This is a genomic window from Metapseudomonas resinovorans DSM 21078 (genome assembly GCF_000423545.1).
GTDB lineage: Bacteria > Pseudomonadota > Gammaproteobacteria > Pseudomonadales > Pseudomonadaceae > Metapseudomonas > Metapseudomonas resinovorans.
In genome coordinates this window covers 265,240-282,208 of the sequence record NZ_AUIE01000002.1, presented here as the reverse complement: position 1 = coordinate 282,208, position 16,969 = coordinate 265,240, and the positions used below count along the sequence as shown (strand labels likewise).

The window sequence follows — 16,969 nt, the reverse complement described above, 5'->3', positions numbered from 1 at the left end:
GCCCGGTTCGCCGGGCTTTTTTGTTGTCTAAATTGATGGAGGCTATCAACTCGATAGCCTGACAACCGTTCAGGGTGGTCTACCTTTCCAGTGTCCTTGGTGAAGGAGGAGTTCCCATGCTTGCGCAACTTCCACCGCTCCTGCGCGATCTGAAGCTGCCGTTACGCGTGCAGCTCTGGGATGGCAAGGAAATCGACCTCGGCCCGAATCCCACGGTGACCATGACGGTGAAAGATCCCAGTCTGGTCTCGTTGCTTAACCGGCCAAGCCTCGACACGCTGGGCGCTGCCTACGTCGAAGGGCGCGTGGAACTCACCGGGCCGATTCTGGAGGTGATCCGGGTTGGCGATGCCCTGAGCGAAGCGCTGATCGGTGACGAAGAGGAGGCGGTGCCCGAGCGCCAATCCCACGACAAGGCCACCGACGCTGCGGCTGTCTCCTATCACTACGATCTGTCCAATGACTTCTATGCGCTCTGGCTGGACCCCGAGATGGTCTATTCCTGCGCTTACTACCCCACCGGTACCGAAGATCTGGCCAGCGCCCAGCAGGCCAAGCTGCACCACCTCTGCCGCAAGCTTCGTCTGAAGCCCGGCGAGTACCTGCTGGACGTGGGTTGTGGCTGGGGCGGGCTGGCGCGCTTCGCTGCCCGTGAGTACGGCGTCCGGGTGTTCGGCATCACCCTGAGCCAAGAGCAACTGGCTCTGGGGCGGGAACGGGTCAAGGCCGAAGGGCTAGAGGATCAGATCGATCTGGAACTGCTGGATTATCGTGACTTGCCGCAGGACGGTCGCTTCGACAAGGTGGTCAGCGTCGGCATGTTCGAACACGTCGGCCATGCCAATCTGCCGGTCTACTGCCAGCGGCTGTATGGTGCGGTGCGCGCAGGTGGGCTGGTTATGAACCATGGCATTACCGCGCGGCATCCGGATGGTCGTCCGGTCGGACGGGGTGCTGGCGACTTTATCGACCGTTACGTCTTCCCCCATGGCGAGTTGCCGCATCTGGCCACTATGGTTACTGAGCTGAGTCTGGTCGGCTTCGAAGTGGCAGATGTGGAGAGCTTGCGACTGCACTACGCGCGGACCCTGGAGTTCTGGAGCAGCAATCTGGAAGCCAACCTGGCGAAGGCCTCCCAGCTGGTGCCTGAGCAGGCGCTACGCATCTGGCGGCTGTATCTGGCGGGATGTTCTCATGCCTTCCAGAAGGGCTGGATCAACCTGCACCAGATTCTCGCCACAAAGCCCCGTGCGGATGGAGCCCTTGAACTGCCGTGGAGCAGGGCCGACCTCTACGTCTCATAGCGCCAGGCATACTCGGCTACGGCGTCGTGGGCGTGGAGGCTCTCCGAATGCACAACCCGTAGCCTGAAGCCCTCCAGCCAATCCTGTTCGCGCAGGGACCTGCCCAGGCGTCGAGCGGCATCCTCGCAGAACATCAGATTCTGGCCATTGGCCAGGGCAAAGGCTTGCTCATCCGCGCGCTTGACGGCTGTCTGGACGGCGGTGCCCAAGGCCTGTTCGGCCAGATCCGCCAGACGACGAATCGGAATGGATTGGAACGTTCCCAGACGCACCCACAGCCTGGCGTTGCTGCGCTGGCTGTGCGGGGTGGCGACTATGCCCTGGGTGCTGCCCAGCCAGGCCAGCACGCGCTCCCGGTCGAGTGGTTGGTCGGAGAAATCCTCGGTGAAGCGTTGCTGGATCAACTGACGAGCCAGGGCGGCGGAGCATGGGCACGTGGAGGAATAGATCAGCTCCAGCTGAAGTTCCACGTGGAACCCCCGTCGATCCTGGCGCGCAAGGATTTCAAAGGGATATGCCCGCCATCCAGAAAGGGCGCTGATCAGCGCTGGTCGCTTCAGCAGCATCTCGCCGTACAGCCTCAGGCTGGCGCTATTGGACAGTCCCTGATGGCTATCCAGGAAGCGCGCCAGCACCCGGCGCAGGAGGTAGGTGGACAGTTCCAGCTGCTCCAGTTCTTCCAGCGCCAGATAAAGCCGCGACATATGGATACCCCGGGCACTGGCGTCATCCAGGCTGACGCCAGCATCGGCGTGCGCGACGACGCGCTGGCCGTCTACCAGCAATGGCTGGGCAATACCGCACATGCCGACCCAGTCCAGGGCCAGGTTTTGGCTAGTGGCTTGGGCGGCGATATCCGGGAGGGGGATGACGTTCATCGGATGGGCTCTTGAAATCGGTGGTTAATGTTATGTTATAACAAATGTAAGTCAATGAAGATCGCCACCATGCCAGACACTCCACTCAGCCGCGAAGAACTGTTGGCCCAGCCTGCCGAGGCCTACATGAATGAGTCCCAGCGGGCGTACTTCCGTGATCTGCTGGAGCGCCAGCGAGAGGAATTGCGCCGGCACATCGACGCTGAGTTTGGTGCGCTGCGCGAGGTCGAGCCGGCCAGTGACGAAATCGATCTCGCCAGCCGCGAGGAACAGCGCCTGTGGCAACTGCGCCTGCTGGAACGGGAGAAGCGCCTGTTGGACAAGATCGACGAAGCCCTGAGTCGCATCGCCCGCGGCGAGTATGGCTGGTGCGAGGAAAGCGGCGATCCCATTGGCCTGCGTCGCCTGTTGCTACGGCCCACGGCAACCCTCTGCCTGGAGGCCAAGCAACGCCAGGAACTACAAGAACGCCACCAGCGCCCCGCCTGAAGGACACCACCATGGACCAACGCCTACCTGTCACCCTGCTGTCCGGCTTCCTCGGCGCCGGCAAGAGCACGCTGCTCAACCACGTGCTGCGCAATCGCGATCAGCTACGTGTGGCCGTGATCGTCAACGACATGAGCGAAATCAACATCGATGCCAGCGAGGTACAGCGGGACGTCAGCCTGAACCGCGCCGAAGAACGCCTCGTCGAGATGAGCAACGGTTGCATCTGCTGCACCCTGCGTGAGGACTTGCTGGAAGAGGTCAGCCGCCTCGCCCACGAGGGGCGCTTCGATTACCTGCTGATCGAATCCACCGGCATCTCCGAACCGTTGCCGGTGGCCGAGACCTTCACCTTTCGCGACGAGCAGGGCCGAAGCCTCTCCGACACGGCCCGCCTGGATACCCTGGTGACGGTAGTGGATGGGGTGAACTTCCTGCGTGACTACCAGGCCGGGGAAAGCCTCGAAAGCCATGGTGAATCCTTGGGGCAGGACGATGAACGCTCGATCAGCGATCTGCTGATCGAGCAGGTGGAATTCGCTGACGTGTTGTTGATCAGCAAGGCCGACCTGATCTCCAGTGCTGAGCGCGAAGAACTGACCGCCATCCTGCGCCGCCTCAATCCTGATGCCGATGTGCTGCCGATGGTCATGGGCCAGGTGGACCTCAAGCGTATCCTCGATACCGGCCGGTTCGATTTCGATCGTGCCGCCCAGGCGCCGGGCTGGCTGAAGGAGTTGCGGGGCGAGCACACCCCGGAAACCGAGGAATATGGCATCGCTTCCACGGCGTACCGCGCGCGAAGGCCGTTCCATCCGCAGCGCTTCTTCCACTTTCTGAACCGCGAATGGAGCAATGGTCGCCTGTTGCGTTCCAAGGGATTCTTCTGGCTGGCCAGCCGCTACCGCGATGCCGGTAGCTGGTCCCAGGCCGGTGGCCTGATGCGCTACGGCCTGGCCGGCGCCTGGTGGCGCTTCGTACCCCGTGAGCGCTGGCCCGACGACGAGGAGGGCCTGCGCACGGTTCTCCAGTACTGGACGGCCGACGTGGGAGACTGCCGCCAGGAACTGGTGTTCATCGGCCAGGGGATCGACTTCCAGCGCCTGCACGCCGATCTGGATGCCTGCCTGCTGGATGACGACGAGATGGCCGGGGGGCCGGAAGGCTGGAGTCTGCTGCCCGACCCCTTCGGCCCGTGGCATATCGAGGAGGCCGCCTGATGCTGGCACAGCAGCTGGACTCGACCCCGTACCCGGTGCTGGGTGATGGCCCGGACGTGCTCGGTGAGGCATTGCAGGACGGGGTCAACATCGCCATCTGGCGCCGGCAACTCCCCCTGCATATCCAGGGCTTCGCCAATAGCCTGCTGGCGCTAGGTGAGCCGCTGGCCGAGTCCCTGATCCTGGAACTGCCAGACGCGGACTGCGAGCCCAACCTCTCTGACCTCGTCGCCGGCTTCGCCGACCTGGAGGGGCACCGGGGATTCGTCGCGGACGTGAGCTGGCTGGTACGGGCCTTCGCCTGTCTGGTGGATGCCCGGCGCATCGGCTTGCGTCTGCGCCGCCTGGACAAACCCATGTGCCCGCGCTTCCACGTTGACCATGTGCCGCTGAGGCTGATCACCACCTACGCGGGAGCGGGCAGCCAGTGGCTGCGGGAGGGCGAGATGCTGCGATCGCGGTTGGGCGATCCGGCCGCCGAGCCGGCCCGGGTTGTGGATAACCAGCAGATGGCTGCCGGCCATGTCGCCCTGTTCAAGGGCGAGAAGTGGCAAGGCAATGAAGGGCGTGGAATTATCCACAGATCGCCGCAGGCCGCGCCGGGCAAGGGCCGGTTGCTGCTTACACTTGACTGGCTGGGTTAGGTGCAGCTTCTGGCGGCTCTGCGTCACTCCCACTGACCCTGGCTCTGCCCTTCGCAAAAGGGCTTCAGGTAGCGCGCATCGCTGGCTACGCCGTAATAGTGGATGTCCTGGCGATAGGGCTGGTTGCTGACCCTCGCATTGCGGCAGACACCAAAGGCGCCGGTGGGGCAGTTATCCACAAAGCTCACGTCGATCTTCTGCCCTTTCAGTTCCGGCTTGCAGAAGCCGTCACGGAAGAGTTGCCGCGGGATGCTACGGTTTTCCTGGCAGATCTTCACGTCCACGCCCTCGCCCTGGCTGTGCACCACACAGGCTTCGGCATGGGCACCAGAGGACAGCAACAGCAGCACGGGCAACAACCAGACACGCATCGGGAGGGTCTCCAGGCAATGAAGGACGCGACTCTAGCACGGTGCTTTCTAAGCCCGCTGTGAAGCAGCACCATAGGTCCATGCTTACTCATATCCCTACCCATCTCATCGCCGGCCCCCTGGGTGCCGGCAAAACCAGCCTGATCCGTCATCTGCTGGCGCAGCGTCCCGCGCACGAACGCTGGGCGGTGCTGATCAACGAATTCGGCCAGATTGGCCTGGACGCCGCATTGCTGACCCGCAACGACGACGGCATCGCCATCGCCGAGGTGGCGGGCGGCTGCGTCTGCTGCGTCAACGGCGCGCCCTTCCAGGTTGGCCTTGGCCGGCTTCTGCGCAAGGCACGGCCGGACCGGCTACTGATTGAGCCGTCCGGACTCGGACACCCGGTCGAGCTACTGCGACAGCTACGTGAACCCCCTTGGGAAGGCGTTTTGGCGCTACAGCCAAGCGTCATGGTGCTTGACGCAGCGGCGCTGGCTACGGGCCAGCTACTGCCAGACAGCCAGCGGGAGGCCATTTCCAGTGCTGGCCTTGTGCTATTAAACAAGGCCGAGAACCTGGACTCGGTCACCTGTGAACAACTTGCCGCCAAATTACCTGCCGTACCCCTGCTGTGGACGACACAGGGTAGGCTCGATATCCAGCGCCTTCCAGGCATCCATGCACAGAGTGGAAAAGCTGTTGGTATCAATGACTTACCAACAGGTGTGGATAAGCCTCAGGTTCTGTGGAGGAATCCGGCCGAACCGATCTGCCAGATCCAGGCGAACGACGACGCCTGGAGCATCGGCTGGCGCTGGCATCCCAGCCAGCAATTCGAGCTGATGCGTGTGCAGCAATGGCTGGCCAGCCTGCCCTGGCGCCGCGCCAAGCTGGTACTGCAGAGCAACGCCGGCTGGCTCTCCGGCAACGCCCTGGACGGCGCGCCGATCCACTGGCAAGCCAGCGAATGGCGCAGGGATTCGCGTCTGGAGCTGATCTTCGCCGGGCCCCAGGACGAGGCGGTGCTGAAGGCGGGAATGGCGGCTTGCCGGCTTCCGTAGGATGGGGCGGGCGGCGTCACGCGAGGTCCAGGTTCCACGGTGATGGGTTTCGCTTCGCTCTACGCCATCCTACGGTGCGTGCATGTTCGGGGCGGAAACGAAAACGGGCCCCGAAGGGCCCGTCTGATGTCGATCCTTGTCCGGGATCAGTCCTGGTTCATCCGCGAATGGGTGCGGGTGTCCTTCATGAACACGTACACCAGCAGCGAGCAGGCAATACAGGCGGTGACGTACCAGTAGAAGCCGCTTTCCATGCCGATGCTCTTGAACCACAGGGCCACGTACTCGGCGGTGCCGCCGAAGATCGACACGGTCAGTGCGTAGGGCAGGCCCACGCCCAGGGCGCGGATCTCGGTGGGGAACAGCTCGGCCTTCACCACGGCGTTGATCGAGGTGTAGCCGCTGACGATGATCAGCGCCGCCATGATCAGGAAGAACGCGCCCCACCAGGTCTCGATGGTGTGCAAGGTGCTGAGGATCGGGTAGGTGAACAGGGTGCCCATCACGCCGAAGGCGATCAGGATCGGGCGCCGGCCGATCTTGTCGGAAAGCCCGCCGACGATGGGCTGCAGCAGCATGAACAGGAACAGCGTGGCGGCCGAGATCATGGTCGAGTCGTTCTTGGCCATGCCCACGGTGTTCACCAGGTACTTCTGCATGTAGGTGGTGTACGTGTAGAAGGCCAGGGTGCCGCCCATGGTCAGGCCGATCACGGTGAGCACTTCCTTCGGGTGGCGCATCAGGGTGCGCAGCAGGCTTTCCTTCGGCTTGTCCTTCTTCTTGGTGAAGGAGTCAGTCTCTTCCATGCCGCGACGCAGGAACATGGCCACCACCGCGCACAGGGCGCCGATGAAGAAGGGCACGCGCCAGCCCCAGCTTTCCAGCTGCTCGGTGGTAAGGGTCTGCTGGAGGATGATCAGCACCGCCAGCGCGATGAGCTGACCGGAGATCAGGGTCACGTACTGGAAGCTGGAGAAGAAGCCGCGTTGCTCCTTGGTTGCCATCTCCGACAGGTAGGTGGCCGAGGTGCCGTATTCACCGCCCACCGAGAGGCCCTGCAACAGGCGTGCGACCACCAGCAGGATCGGTGCCGCCACACCAATGGTCTCGTAGCTGGGGGTCAGGGCGATGATCAGCGAGCCGAAGCACATCAGCAGTACCGAGGCCAGCAGCGCGGCCTTGCGGCCCTTGCGGTCGGCGTAGATGCCCATCAACCAGCCGCCGATGGGGCGCATCAGGAAGCCCACGGCGAAGATCGCCGCCGTGTTGAGCAGTTGGGCGGTCATGTCGCCCTGGGGGAAGAACGCTTTGGCGAAGTACAGCGAGAAGGCGGCGTACACGTACCAGTCGTACCACTCGACCAGGTTGCCGACTGATCCGCTGAAAATGGATTTGATGCGTTGCGATGTCGTGCGGGGTTCTGCAGAGGCAGCCAGGGTGCTGGAGCTATCCATCATTTTTCCTCGACGCTTAGTAGTTGTTGTCGTGGGCGCTGGCCAAGGCCGCGCTTGTGCGCAGGGCACATAGCAGGAGCTGTGCCAGGGGAGAAAAGGTGCGGACTAGAAGGGTTCCAGACTGATTTTGCAGCGCTCATGCGCGGAATCCTGCCGATGCCGCGGGGGCGATGAGCAAGATTCCGCCGATGGCGAAATTCCACGTGTAGGGTGAGGTCAATCGTCGGCGACCGGGAGGAACTCGCTGCGCTCCAGGCCGTGGCGGACCATCTTCTCGTTGAGGGTGCGGCGCGGCAGTTGCAGCAAGGTCATCACCGCTTTGATGTCGCCCTGGCACCGGGCCAGGGCCTGGCGCAGGCATTGCGCTTCGTAGGCTTCCATCAGGTCGGCCAGGGAGGGTTCGCCTTGGCGCTCTGCCTGGCCTGTGGATAACCCAAGTACGTGGCGCTCGGCGGCGTTGGCCAATTCGCGCACGTTGCCTGGCCAGTTGTGGGCCAGCAGTTGCGCCAGCTCGGCCGGTGTCAGGGTCGGTTGTGGCCGGCTCAGCCGCTCGCTCGCCTGGCGGGCAAAGTGCTCGAACAGCAGGGGAATGTCCTCACGCCGCTCGCGCAGCGGTGGCAACTGCAGTTCGGCCACGTTCAGGCGGTAGAGCAGGTCCTCGCGGAAGCGCCCGGCGCGGACTTCCTCGCGCAGATCCGGTTTGGTGGCGGCGACCACGCGGATATCCACAGCAATGCTCTGGTTCGAGCCCAGGCGCTCCAGGCGCTGTTCCTGCAGAACCCGCAGCAGCTTCACCTGCTGGGCGAGGGGCATGCTTTCGATCTCGTCAAGGAACAGCGTGCCGCCGTGGGCGTGCTCGATCTTGCCGATGCGTTTGCCCTGGGCGCCGGTAAAGGCGCCGCTTTCATGACCGAACAGTTCGCTCTCGAAGAGATTCTCCGGGATGGCCGCACAGTTCAGTGCCACGAAGGGTTTACCGGCGCGGGGGCCGAAGTCGTGCAGGCAGCGCGCGACCATTTCCTTGCCGGAGCCGGTCTCGCCGCGCAGCAGGATGTTCACGGGTGTCGTGGCGAGGTCGAGCACCTGACGTCGCAGTTGCGCCATGGGGCGGGCAACACCAAGCAGGCGGCCATCGAGCTGGTCCTTGAATTCCGCCTGCACGCGAAGACGACGGTTTTCCTGGACCAGCCGGCGCTTTTCCAGGGCGCGGCGCAGGCTGTCCAGCAGGCGCTCGGCGGTGAAGGGTTTCTCGATGAAGTCATAGGCGCCCAGGCGCATGGCTTCGACTGCCTGGGGCACATCGCCATGACCGGTGACCATCAGGAAGGGCAGTTCGCGGTCCAGCGTTTGCACCGCCTGCAGCAGGGCCATGCCGTCCATGCCGGGCATGCGCAGGTCGCTGACGACTACCCCGGGGAAATCGGCATCAAGGCGTTTCAGGCAGTCCTCAGCGCTGGATTCCACCCGCACTTCGAAGCCGGATAGCTCCAGCCACTCTCGCACGGCTTCGCGGATGGCCGCTTCGTCGTCGACGAAGATCACCTGGGCTGTCATGGCTATTCCTCTCTGGCTTTATCCACAGGCAGGCGCAGGCTGAACAATGCGCCCTCGCCCTGGTTGGCGGCGCTCAGGGTGCCGCCCAATTCATGGACGATGGCGTAGGACACCGCCAGCCCGATTCCCAGGCCGGCACCCGCCGGTTTGGTTGTGAAGAAGGGGTCGAAGACCCGTGGCAGATCCGCTTCGGCGATGCCGCCGCCGTTGTCGGCGACTTCAAGCAGCCAGTGGCCGTCTTCGCGGCGCAGTGTTATCCACAATCTCGGGTCTGGCTTGCCGGCCACGGCGTCAAGGGCGTTGCGCAGCAGATTGACCAGTACCTGCTCCAGGCGGATGGCATCGCCTGATACCCAGGCCGGCGTGTTCAGCTCCTGGCTGATCTGCACCCTGGCATCGCGCAGATTGGGCGCCAGCAGCTGCAGGGACTTATCCACAACACTGCCCAGTTCCAGGCACTCGCGCAGGCCGCCGGGGGTCTTGCGTGCATAAGTCTTGAGATGGCCGGTTAGCGCGGCCATGCGCTGCAACAGCTCTTCATGGCGGGACAGCGCCTTGCGCGCTTGCTCCAGCTGGCCGCTGTCGAGCATCAGGCGCAGGCTGGCCAGGTGCATCTGCAGTGCAGTGAGCGGCTGGTTGATCTCATGGGCCAGGGCTGTGGACATCTGTCCCAGGGCCGCCAGCTTGGCGGCCTGGATCAGCCCGTCCTGTGCGGTGCGCAGGGCGGCGGTACGTTGCTCCACCAGTTGTTCGAGCTCCTCCCGGCTGCGCTGGCGGATGCGCGCCAGGCGCCAGCGCTGGTGCAGGAACAGCCCGAGGAAGAACAGCGCCAGCCAGGCGCCACCGGCGGCCAGACTGGCGGCACGCGCGCTGCCGGCCGCCTCCTGCGGCGTGCGCAGCAGGTGCAGGGTCCAGCCTTCACTGGGCAGCGGCAGGCTTTCCCAGAGGTAGTCGGCGCGACCGTTCGGCCCTTCGACCTGGACCAGTCGGCTGCCTTCGCCGAAGTCGATGCGCGTAGTGTGGATAAGTGGAGCCAGGGGTTGCTTGTCGTACTGGCGGGTGATGGCCATCTCGGCGCGGCCCTCGGCGGAGATCGGCTGCAGTTCCCGGTAGCGCCATCCTGGCTGGTTGGCGATGAACACCACGCCTCGGGCGTCGCTGACCAGGATGATGTCCGATCGCTGCCCCCATTCCTGTTCCAGCTCGGGGAATTCCAGCTTCACCACGATGGCGCCGATAAAGACCTCGTCGACGCTGCGCACGGCGCTGGCGAGGAAGTAGCCAGGAATCCCGCTGGTCACGCCCACCGCGTAGAAGCGGCCGCTGCCATGGCGCCGGGCCTCCGCGAAGTATGGACGGAAGCCATAGTTGTGGCCGACGAAGCTGGTGGGCAGGCGCCAGTTGCTCGCGGCCACGGCCAGGCCATCGCGGTTCAGCAGTTCCAGGGTGGTGGAACCGGCGGCGCGGTTCATCTGTTCGAGCTTGAGGTTGAGCAGCTGCTGCTCGTGTTTATCCACAGGCCCGGCCAGCGTGCCCCGCAGCTCTGGGTCCAGCGCCAGCACGGCGGGCAGGGCGCGGAAGCGGTCGATCAGGGTGCGTAGGCTGCCGGCGTAGAGCGTGAGTTGCTCGCGAGCCTGCTCACCTTCATCGCGCAGGGCCTGGCGCTCCGCCTGGCGGCCGGCCAGATGCATCGCCAGGAACAAGCCGGCGAGCAGCAGCAGGATCAGCAGGGCGATGCGCAGGGAGCGGGAAATCAAGTCGTGGCGTCCGCAGGTCAGAGGCGGCGACGATATCACGGCCGGCTATGGCCACTGCTCTCGACGCATGTCAGCGGATACACTTCGCGCAGACATTTCGAGGCACGTTCGATGCAGTTGATCCCTTGGTCCCACTCGACTTCCGCCGGTTTCACCCTGCGGGGCTGGCACAGCCCGGCCTCCGGCAAGCCGCTCCTGCACTTCCTTCATGGCAATGGTTTCTGCGGTCGCACCTACACGCCCTTGCTGCAGGCACTGGCGGAGGATTTCGACCTTTGGCTCTGCGATATCCAGGGCCACGGTGACAGCGACCATGGCGGCCGCTTCCTCGGCTGGAACCGTAATGCCGAACTGGCGGTGGAAGCGTTCGAGTGCGGGCGCGGGCAGTTCGGCGAGGTGTCGCGGATGGCGGTTGGGCACAGCTTCGGTGGTGTACTGAGCAGCCTCATCCTGGCCCGCCATCCCGAGCTGTTCAGCCGTGCGGTATTGCTCGATCCGGTGATCTTCACCCCGGCGATGATCGGCGTGATGGCCTTTTCCGAAGTCCTCGGCCTGCACCGCCGCACCACCATGGCCAGCCGCGCGCGAGCGCGACGCAACCACTGGGCCGACCGCCAGGCCGCATGGAGCGGCCTGCACGGACGCGGCATCTTCAAGGGCTGGACCGAGGAGGCCCTGCAGGGTTACGTCGACCACGCCATCAAGGCTGTGGATAACGGCGTCGAGCTGAAGTGCCGGCCGAGCCGCGAGGCGGAAATCTTCAGTTCCTTCCCGAAACGCCTGTGGCCGTCCCTGGGCCGCATCGTCACGCCTACCCTGATTCTTCACGGCCAGCACAGCTACCCCTTCGTGGCCAAGTCGGTGGCGCGCCTGACCGCCCTCAACGGCCATGTCAGTGCCCAGGTGGTGGAGGGCGGCCACTGCTTCATGCAGGAATATCCACAGGCCAGCGCCGAACGCACGGTCGAGTTCCTGCTGCGTGCGCTTTGAGCGATGACTGCGAGTACGACTGGTGGGATGTTATCCACAGAATGCGGCGCCACGGGGCGGGCTGCCTGTTATCGGATGAGCCAGGTGCGGTTCAATCCACCCGGCGCTGCTCATCCGGCTTGGGATGGCTACGCCGCCACTCGTTCATGTGGATAACCTTGTCATCGAGCTGGGGTTCGGCCTTGAACGGGTGGGCCTCGACGTCGATGCGGCCCAGGTGGTTGCCGAACATCTGAATGCTGCCGGTAAGGCGCTGCTCGCCGGTGACGGTGAACTCGAAGTCATAGACGCGTGCCAGACGGCGATTGCCCTTGCCGTCGCGCACCATCGCCAGGCGGCGGAAGGCGACATTGCCATCCAGCAGTTCCACATCGAGCCGGGCGCAGTGCTGTTTGGCCAAGGCCAGGGCACGCTCGCGCACACCATGGCCGCGCCACAGCCAGGCTGCACCGGCGGCGAACAACATCAGCAGGAAAACGTCAGCCAGGCTCAGCATGATGACTCCAGAAAGATAGGCCCAAGCTTAAACCATCCAAGGAGGTTTTCAGCTGGCCATTTCGACGCGGTTTCGTCCCAGTTGCTTGGCACGGTAGAGCGCTGCATCGGCCACACCCAGCAGGTGGTGCAAGTCGTCATTGGCGCTGACGCTGGCCAGGCCGATGCTCACGCTGACCCGGATGGGACCGCCAGGCGCGGCGATCTCCAGACCTTGCAGCGCGATGCGCAAGCGCTCCAGCAGGTGGTGGGCGGAATCGGCGCTGGTGTCCGGCAGCAGGAAGATGAATTCCTCGCCGCCATAACGGGCGAAGAGGTCGGTGCGTCGCGCCTGCTGCTGGCAAAGCCGGCTGAACTGACGCAGTACGTCGTCTCCTACCTGGTGCCCATGGCGGTCGTTGATCTGCTTGAAGTGGTCCAGGTCGAGCAGCGCCAGGCACAGTGGCGAACTCTGCCGCCGCGCTCGCTGCAGTTCCTGTTCGGCACGTTCTTCGAAGGCACGGCGGTTGAGGGCACCGGTGAGTGGATCGGTGGTGGCAAGGTGCAGCAGCTGGCGCTCCAGGGCCTTGCGATGACTGACGTCGCGGATCTCCACCAGGCGCTGCTGGGATTCGTCCAGAGAGGCTATGGCCAGTTCAGCCGGGAAATCGCCGCCGTCTCCACGCCGCGCCTCGATATCGTGCGGGCGGCCATCGGCCTGCCGTAGCAGGTTGGCCAGCAGCGGTACCTCGGCCTCACCGACCAGTTGGGACAGGGGCTGGCCGAGCAGTTCCTCCCGGCGCTGGGCGAAAAGCTGTTCGAGCATCGGGTTGGCATCGAGGATGCGGCCGTCCTCCACCACCAGCATGCCGGCGTTGGCGACACCCATCAGGCGCTCGAAGCGGTGCGCGCTAGCCTCGGCCTCGCGGGCATGGCGCTGGCTGTCCAGGAGGATGCGGCGCATGGTCATCAGCGCCAGGCCCACAAGGGCGATGACCCAGAGCGGGATGCCGAAGTTGTAGGGCAGCAGGTAGCTCACCGAGCGGGTGACATCCTGATGTTCCACCTGCTGCAGCCAGTCATGCACGCCGATGGCCGCGCGCAGCAGTGTGACCAGCGCATAGCCCAGCAAGGTGATGCCGACAAACAGCCGTACGCTGCGCAGCGCGGGCTCGCGCCGTTCGGCCAGGAGCACATGGCACGCTTGCAGCGGCAGGGCACCGCCGATGGCGGCATAGAGGGCGACCATCAGCTCGGTATTGATCGGGCTGATCCAGTACCAGCAGTTCACCACGGCCATGGCGCCGGCACTGGCCGGTACCGTCCAGTAAGGCGGACGCAGGCCCAGGAAGCGGAACACGCCGAGCAGCAGGATGGCTTCGCCTGCCAGTTGGGTGGCGTTGCCCAGCACATTCAGGAGCGGGCTGCCGCTGGCCATGAAGCCCATGAACAGCAGGATGCCGAGAATCAGGGTCCAGGCGCCGGCCATCCAGAATCCCGGGCCCCGGTAGGGCCGCGAGAAATACCAGAGTGCGGTGCAGGCGACGGCGCTGGCGAGCATCAGGTTGAGCCCGAGCAGCATGGGGGAGAAATAGAGGGTTTCCATCGAGGCCCTCCCGGGCCTGGTATCCGACGCGAGGATTCTGGCACCGCCAGGTGCAGCTGTCTTGCGGCCAAACGGTTGGAAATGCGGCGCATTCGGCCTGCGGCCTTCTGCCCCAGCGACTAGGCTTCTACCCAGGCAGGGGCTTGGCTAGCATAGGCGCCCCCCCCCCCCGGCAGACCGGCATGGAACCTTCCCAGTGACCCACGGCAGAGCACGACAGCGCGGCGCCTGGCTTGGCCTTCTGGCCATGCTGCTGCTGTTCGTCGGTCCGCTGGTGTCCCAGGCTCGGGACATGGGGCCGGGTGGAGCGCCGGCGTGGATGGACGAACTGGCCTGCGCCACTGACCACAGTGCGCCCAGCCATGAGCCATCCATGCCCAGCCACGAGATGTCCTGGGCCAAGTGCGGCTACTGCACTCTGCTGTTCAACTCACCGGCCCTCAGCCCCAATGCGCTGCACGGGCTGGTCCTGACTGACCTCGCCCTCCCGGTGCCGATCGCGGCGACCCAGGCTGGCCATGGCTCCCGGGCAATCTTTCCCGGTGCCCTGACCCGCGCTCCCCCCGCTGCACTCGCCTGATCCAAGCAACCCCGTTACCGCATTTCTCGCACAGGCTCCGGCAAGCCCGCTGTGCGCGCGGACCATTGGCTCATCCGGGAGCACGACAATGTCGAAGAGCACGGTCTCCTTCTACAACCTGGCGTGGCGCTGGCATTTCTATGCCGGGCTGTTCGTCATCCCCTTCATGATCATGCTGGCGGTCACCGGCAGCATCTACCTGTTCAAACCCCAGCTGGACAATCTGCTCTACAGCGACCTGATGCGGGTCCAGCCTGCCGGGCAGGCGCTGGCCGCCGATCAGCAACTGGGAAAGCTCCTGCAGGTTTATCCACAGGCCAAGGTCACGCAGTACCTGCCGCCAGTCGATGACAGCCATAGCGCGCAATTCGTCGCCAGCCTCGATGGCAGCAAGCAGAACGTCTTCGTCGATCCCTACAGCGGCAAGGTGCTCGGCACGCAGGATGCCGAGTACAACCTCCAGGCGGTTGCTCGTTCATTGCATGGCACTTTGCTCGTGGGCACCTGGGGTGATCGCCTGATCGAGCTGGCCGCTGGCTGGGGCATTGTCCTGGTGGTGTCCGGGCTCTACCTCTGGTGGCCACGCGGCCAGGGCATGCGCGGCGTGTTCTGGCCGCGCCTGGCCAATCGCGGACGGCTGTTCTGGCGCGACCTGCATGCGGTGACCGGCTTCTGGGGTTCCCTGCTGCTGCTGTTCATGCTGCTCACCGGCATGACCTGGACCGGCTACTGGGGAGAACGCTTTGCCGACGTCTGGAACCGCTTCCCGGCCGCCATGTGGAACGAGGTGCCCAAATCCGACCAGCAGGCCCGCAGCCTGAACAGTGCCTCTGACCAGACAGTGGCCTGGGCGATGGAAAACACGCCAATGCCAGTGTCCGATCCCCATGCCGCCCACAAGGGCCACGCAGCCGGTGAAATGACCAGCACCTCCGGACAGATAGGCCTGCAGCAGGTGGTGGATACCGCTAACGAACGAGGCGTGGTGCCGGGTTACAGCGTGACGCTGCCGGCGGATGCGACCGGCGTGTTCACCATCGCCGTGTTCGCCGATGACCCGCGCAACGATGCGACGCTGCACATCGATCAGTACAGTGGCAAGGTGCTGGCCGACGTGCGCTGGAAGGACTACGGTGTGGTCGCGAAAAGCGTCGAGATGGGCGTGGTACTGCATGAAGGCAAGTTCTTCGGGCTGGCCAACCAGTTGCTGATGTTCGGCGTCTGCCTGCTGATCCTGCTGAGTGCCGTCAGCGGTCTGGTGATGTGGTGGAAACGCCGTCCCCAAGGGCGTTTCGGCGTGCCGCCGTTGCCTCATTCGCTGCCGCTGTGGAAAACCGCCGTGGGCATCATGGTGGTGCTGGGTGCGGCATTTCCACTGGTGGGAATCTCGCTGCTGCTTATCTGGGCCCTGGACTGGCTGGTGCTGTCCCGCTTCGGCGGTAGCCGTGCCGTTACGGGCTGATACCCGATCTGCGCCCGCCCGGAGGCGGGCGTCACTATCCCTTTCGAATGGAGTTCAAACAATGCGCAAGACCCTGCTGACCTTCGGAGCCCTGCTGAGTTTTTCCGGTGGCCTGGCAGCCCATGAGTACGACACGGGCAACCTGCACATCGAACATCCCTGGGCCCTGGCCGTGCCCGCGGTATCTCCCAATGGCGCCGCCTACCTGGTTATCCACAACAAGGGTGCGGAGGCCGACAAGCTGCTTGGTGCCGACACCGCCCGCGCCGGCAAGACCGAGGTCCACGAGCACCTGCACAAGGACGGCCTGATGAAGATGCAGCAGGTTCCCGGCGGCCTGGACATTCCCGCTGGTGGCGAAGTGCGCCTGGAACAGGGTGGCTATCACCTGATGATGTTCGGTCTGAAGCAGCCGTTGAATGCGGGTGACAAGTTCCCCATGACCCTGCACTTCCAGAAGGCGGGCGACCTGGAAGTGGAAATCCATGTGGAGAAGGAGGCGCCGGCCGGTAACGCCGAGCACCAGCACTGATTGCTACCTGCGGGGCCGTCCGGCCCCGCACCTTCGCGCGCCCAGTTATCCACAGCAACCGCTCGGTGGCCTGGTTTGGCGGGTGGTGGCGATACCCTCTTCGACCAGAACGCCAATGCGGTCTTCCACGAGATCCGTTTCAGCCAGAGCCTCTGCAACGTGGCGCAGATCCAGAGCGCGCCGAACTTCCCGGCCGGTACCACTGAACCTGGAGGCATGTCGGTTTGCGGCTGCTGCGGGGGATAAGTCTGGTTCAGGGCACCTGATCGTTTATTGATCATTTTCATGCAGGCCACGCCCGTCGGGGGATACAGCCGTGCCCACACAGCTTATCCACAGTTGGCTGCACAGATATTGTGTGCAGCCGTCTGTGTAAGTCATTGAAATTGCATGAAAAATGCTCAATTGGCGGAAACCTGCGCCGCATCTGGCTTACAGCCATCCATGGACATCTTATGCACAGGACCATCCACGCGATTTGGGTACAAACGTGGAAAACCATTCACGGGGTTGTGGGTTACTTACCAGTAGCTGGGCGCTCCATGCGACGGCGTAGCCGCGGGGGCGGGACTGGTCAGGGAATGATCAGATGGCTGGAATATGCACCA

At 64.3% G+C, this 16,969-nt stretch carries 16 protein-coding genes; 9 read left to right on the top strand and 7 right to left on the bottom strand.

The window, feature by feature from the left end:
• Positions 1 to 116: 116 nt before the first annotated feature.
• Positions 117 to 1,304 (top strand): C17 cyclopropane fatty acid synthase CfaB, encoded by a 1,188-nt coding sequence (cfaB, locus tag G559_RS0103870; RefSeq protein ID WP_028626992.1) that lies wholly within the window; start codon positions 117 to 119, stop codon positions 1,302 to 1,304.
• On the opposite strand, the gene folE2 is transcribed toward cfaB, so the two are convergent.
• Complete coding sequence (folE2, locus tag G559_RS0103865; protein ID WP_028626991.1) at positions 1,292 to 2,182, bottom strand: GTP cyclohydrolase FolE2; 891 nt, start codon at positions 2,180 to 2,182, stop codon at positions 1,292 to 1,294. The two genes, cfaB and folE2, sit on opposite strands and share 13 nt — an antisense overlap.
• A 69-nt stretch (positions 2,183 to 2,251) precedes the next feature.
• Between folE2 and dksA the strand changes: the two genes are divergently transcribed.
• Genes dksA through G559_RS0103850 form a run of 3 tightly spaced genes read left to right on the top strand, consistent with a single transcriptional unit; the run spans position 2,252 to position 4,535 of the window.
• The gene (gene dksA, locus G559_RS0103860; protein ID WP_028626990.1) at positions 2,252 to 2,671 is read left to right on the top strand and encodes an RNA polymerase-binding protein DksA; all 420 of its coding nucleotides are present in this window, start codon (positions 2,252 to 2,254) and stop codon (positions 2,669 to 2,671) included.
• A gap of 11 nt (positions 2,672 to 2,682) precedes the next feature.
• Positions 2,683 to 3,891, top strand: coding sequence for a zinc metallochaperone GTPase ZigA (zigA, locus tag G559_RS0103855; RefSeq protein WP_028626989.1), 1,209 nt, complete (start codon positions 2,683 to 2,685; stop codon positions 3,889 to 3,891).
• Positions 3,891 to 4,535, top strand: a complete 645-nt coding sequence (locus G559_RS0103850) for a DUF1826 domain-containing protein (protein WP_028626988.1) — start codon at positions 3,891 to 3,893, stop codon at positions 4,533 to 4,535. Before zigA ends, G559_RS0103850 begins: the two co-directional genes overlap by 1 nt.
• A 23-nt stretch (positions 4,536 to 4,558) precedes the next feature.
• Here G559_RS0103850 and G559_RS0103845 read toward each other — a convergent pair whose 3' ends face one another.
• The gene (locus tag G559_RS0103845; RefSeq protein WP_028626987.1) at positions 4,559 to 4,906 is read right to left on the bottom strand and encodes a hypothetical protein; all 348 of its coding nucleotides are present in this window, start codon (positions 4,904 to 4,906) and stop codon (positions 4,559 to 4,561) included.
• Positions 4,907 to 4,986: 80 nt separating this feature from the next.
• Between G559_RS0103845 and G559_RS0103840 the strand changes: the two genes are divergently transcribed.
• The gene (locus G559_RS0103840; protein ID WP_028626986.1) at positions 4,987 to 5,952 is read left to right on the top strand and encodes a CobW family GTP-binding protein; all 966 of its coding nucleotides are present in this window, start codon (positions 4,987 to 4,989) and stop codon (positions 5,950 to 5,952) included.
• A 146-nt stretch (positions 5,953 to 6,098) separates the two neighbouring features.
• Here the strand turns inward: G559_RS0103840 and G559_RS0103835 are convergent, their stop codons facing one another.
• The 3 genes from G559_RS0103835 to G559_RS0103825 all read right to left on the bottom strand — a co-directional run bounded on the left by G559_RS0103835 (position 6,099) and on the right by G559_RS0103825 (position 10,717).
• Positions 6,099 to 7,406, bottom strand: coding sequence for an MFS transporter (locus G559_RS0103835; RefSeq protein WP_028626985.1), 1,308 nt, complete (start codon positions 7,404 to 7,406; stop codon positions 6,099 to 6,101).
• Between the two features lie 216 nt (positions 7,407 to 7,622).
• Entirely contained in the window at positions 7,623 to 8,960 is a 1,338-nt protein-coding gene (locus G559_RS0103830) for a sigma-54-dependent transcriptional regulator (RefSeq protein WP_028626984.1), read from the bottom strand.
• Between the two features lie 2 nt (positions 8,961 to 8,962).
• Positions 8,963 to 10,717 carry an ATP-binding protein gene (locus G559_RS0103825; RefSeq protein ID WP_028626983.1) on the bottom strand — a complete coding sequence of 585 codons (1,755 nt, stop codon included), beginning with the start codon at positions 10,715 to 10,717 and terminating at the stop codon, positions 8,963 to 8,965.
• Positions 10,718 to 10,828: 111 nt separating this feature from the next.
• Between G559_RS0103825 and G559_RS0103820 the strand changes: the two genes are divergently transcribed.
• Positions 10,829 to 11,707, top strand: a complete 879-nt coding sequence (locus G559_RS0103820) for an alpha/beta fold hydrolase (RefSeq protein ID WP_028626982.1) — start codon at positions 10,829 to 10,831, stop codon at positions 11,705 to 11,707.
• A gap of 91 nt (positions 11,708 to 11,798) precedes the next feature.
• On the opposite strand, the gene G559_RS0103815 is transcribed toward G559_RS0103820, so the two are convergent.
• Positions 11,799 to 12,203, bottom strand: a complete 405-nt coding sequence (locus G559_RS0103815) for a DUF3301 domain-containing protein (protein ID WP_028626981.1) — start codon at positions 12,201 to 12,203, stop codon at positions 11,799 to 11,801.
• Positions 12,204 to 12,251: 48 nt separating this feature from the next.
• Positions 12,252 to 13,787, bottom strand: a complete 1,536-nt coding sequence (locus G559_RS29540; protein WP_051246382.1) for a GGDEF domain-containing protein — start codon at positions 13,785 to 13,787, stop codon at positions 12,252 to 12,254.
• 196 nt (positions 13,788 to 13,983) lie between these two features.
• Here G559_RS29540 and G559_RS0103805 point away from each other — a divergent pair, with 196 nt between their 5' ends.
• The 3 genes from G559_RS0103805 to G559_RS0103795 all read left to right on the top strand — a co-directional run bounded on the left by G559_RS0103805 (position 13,984) and on the right by G559_RS0103795 (position 16,361).
• Entirely contained in the window at positions 13,984 to 14,367 is a 384-nt protein-coding gene (locus G559_RS0103805) for a DUF2946 domain-containing protein (RefSeq protein ID WP_028626980.1), read from the top strand.
• Positions 14,368 to 14,455: 88 nt separating this feature from the next.
• A complete protein-coding gene (locus G559_RS0103800; protein ID WP_028626979.1) occupies positions 14,456 to 15,829 on the top strand; it encodes a PepSY-associated TM helix domain-containing protein in 1,374 nt (457 codons plus the stop codon).
• A gap of 61 nt (positions 15,830 to 15,890) precedes the next feature.
• Entirely contained in the window at positions 15,891 to 16,361 is a 471-nt protein-coding gene (locus G559_RS0103795) for a copper chaperone PCu(A)C (RefSeq protein WP_028626978.1), read from the top strand.
• Positions 16,362 to 16,969: the final 608 nt, after the last annotated feature.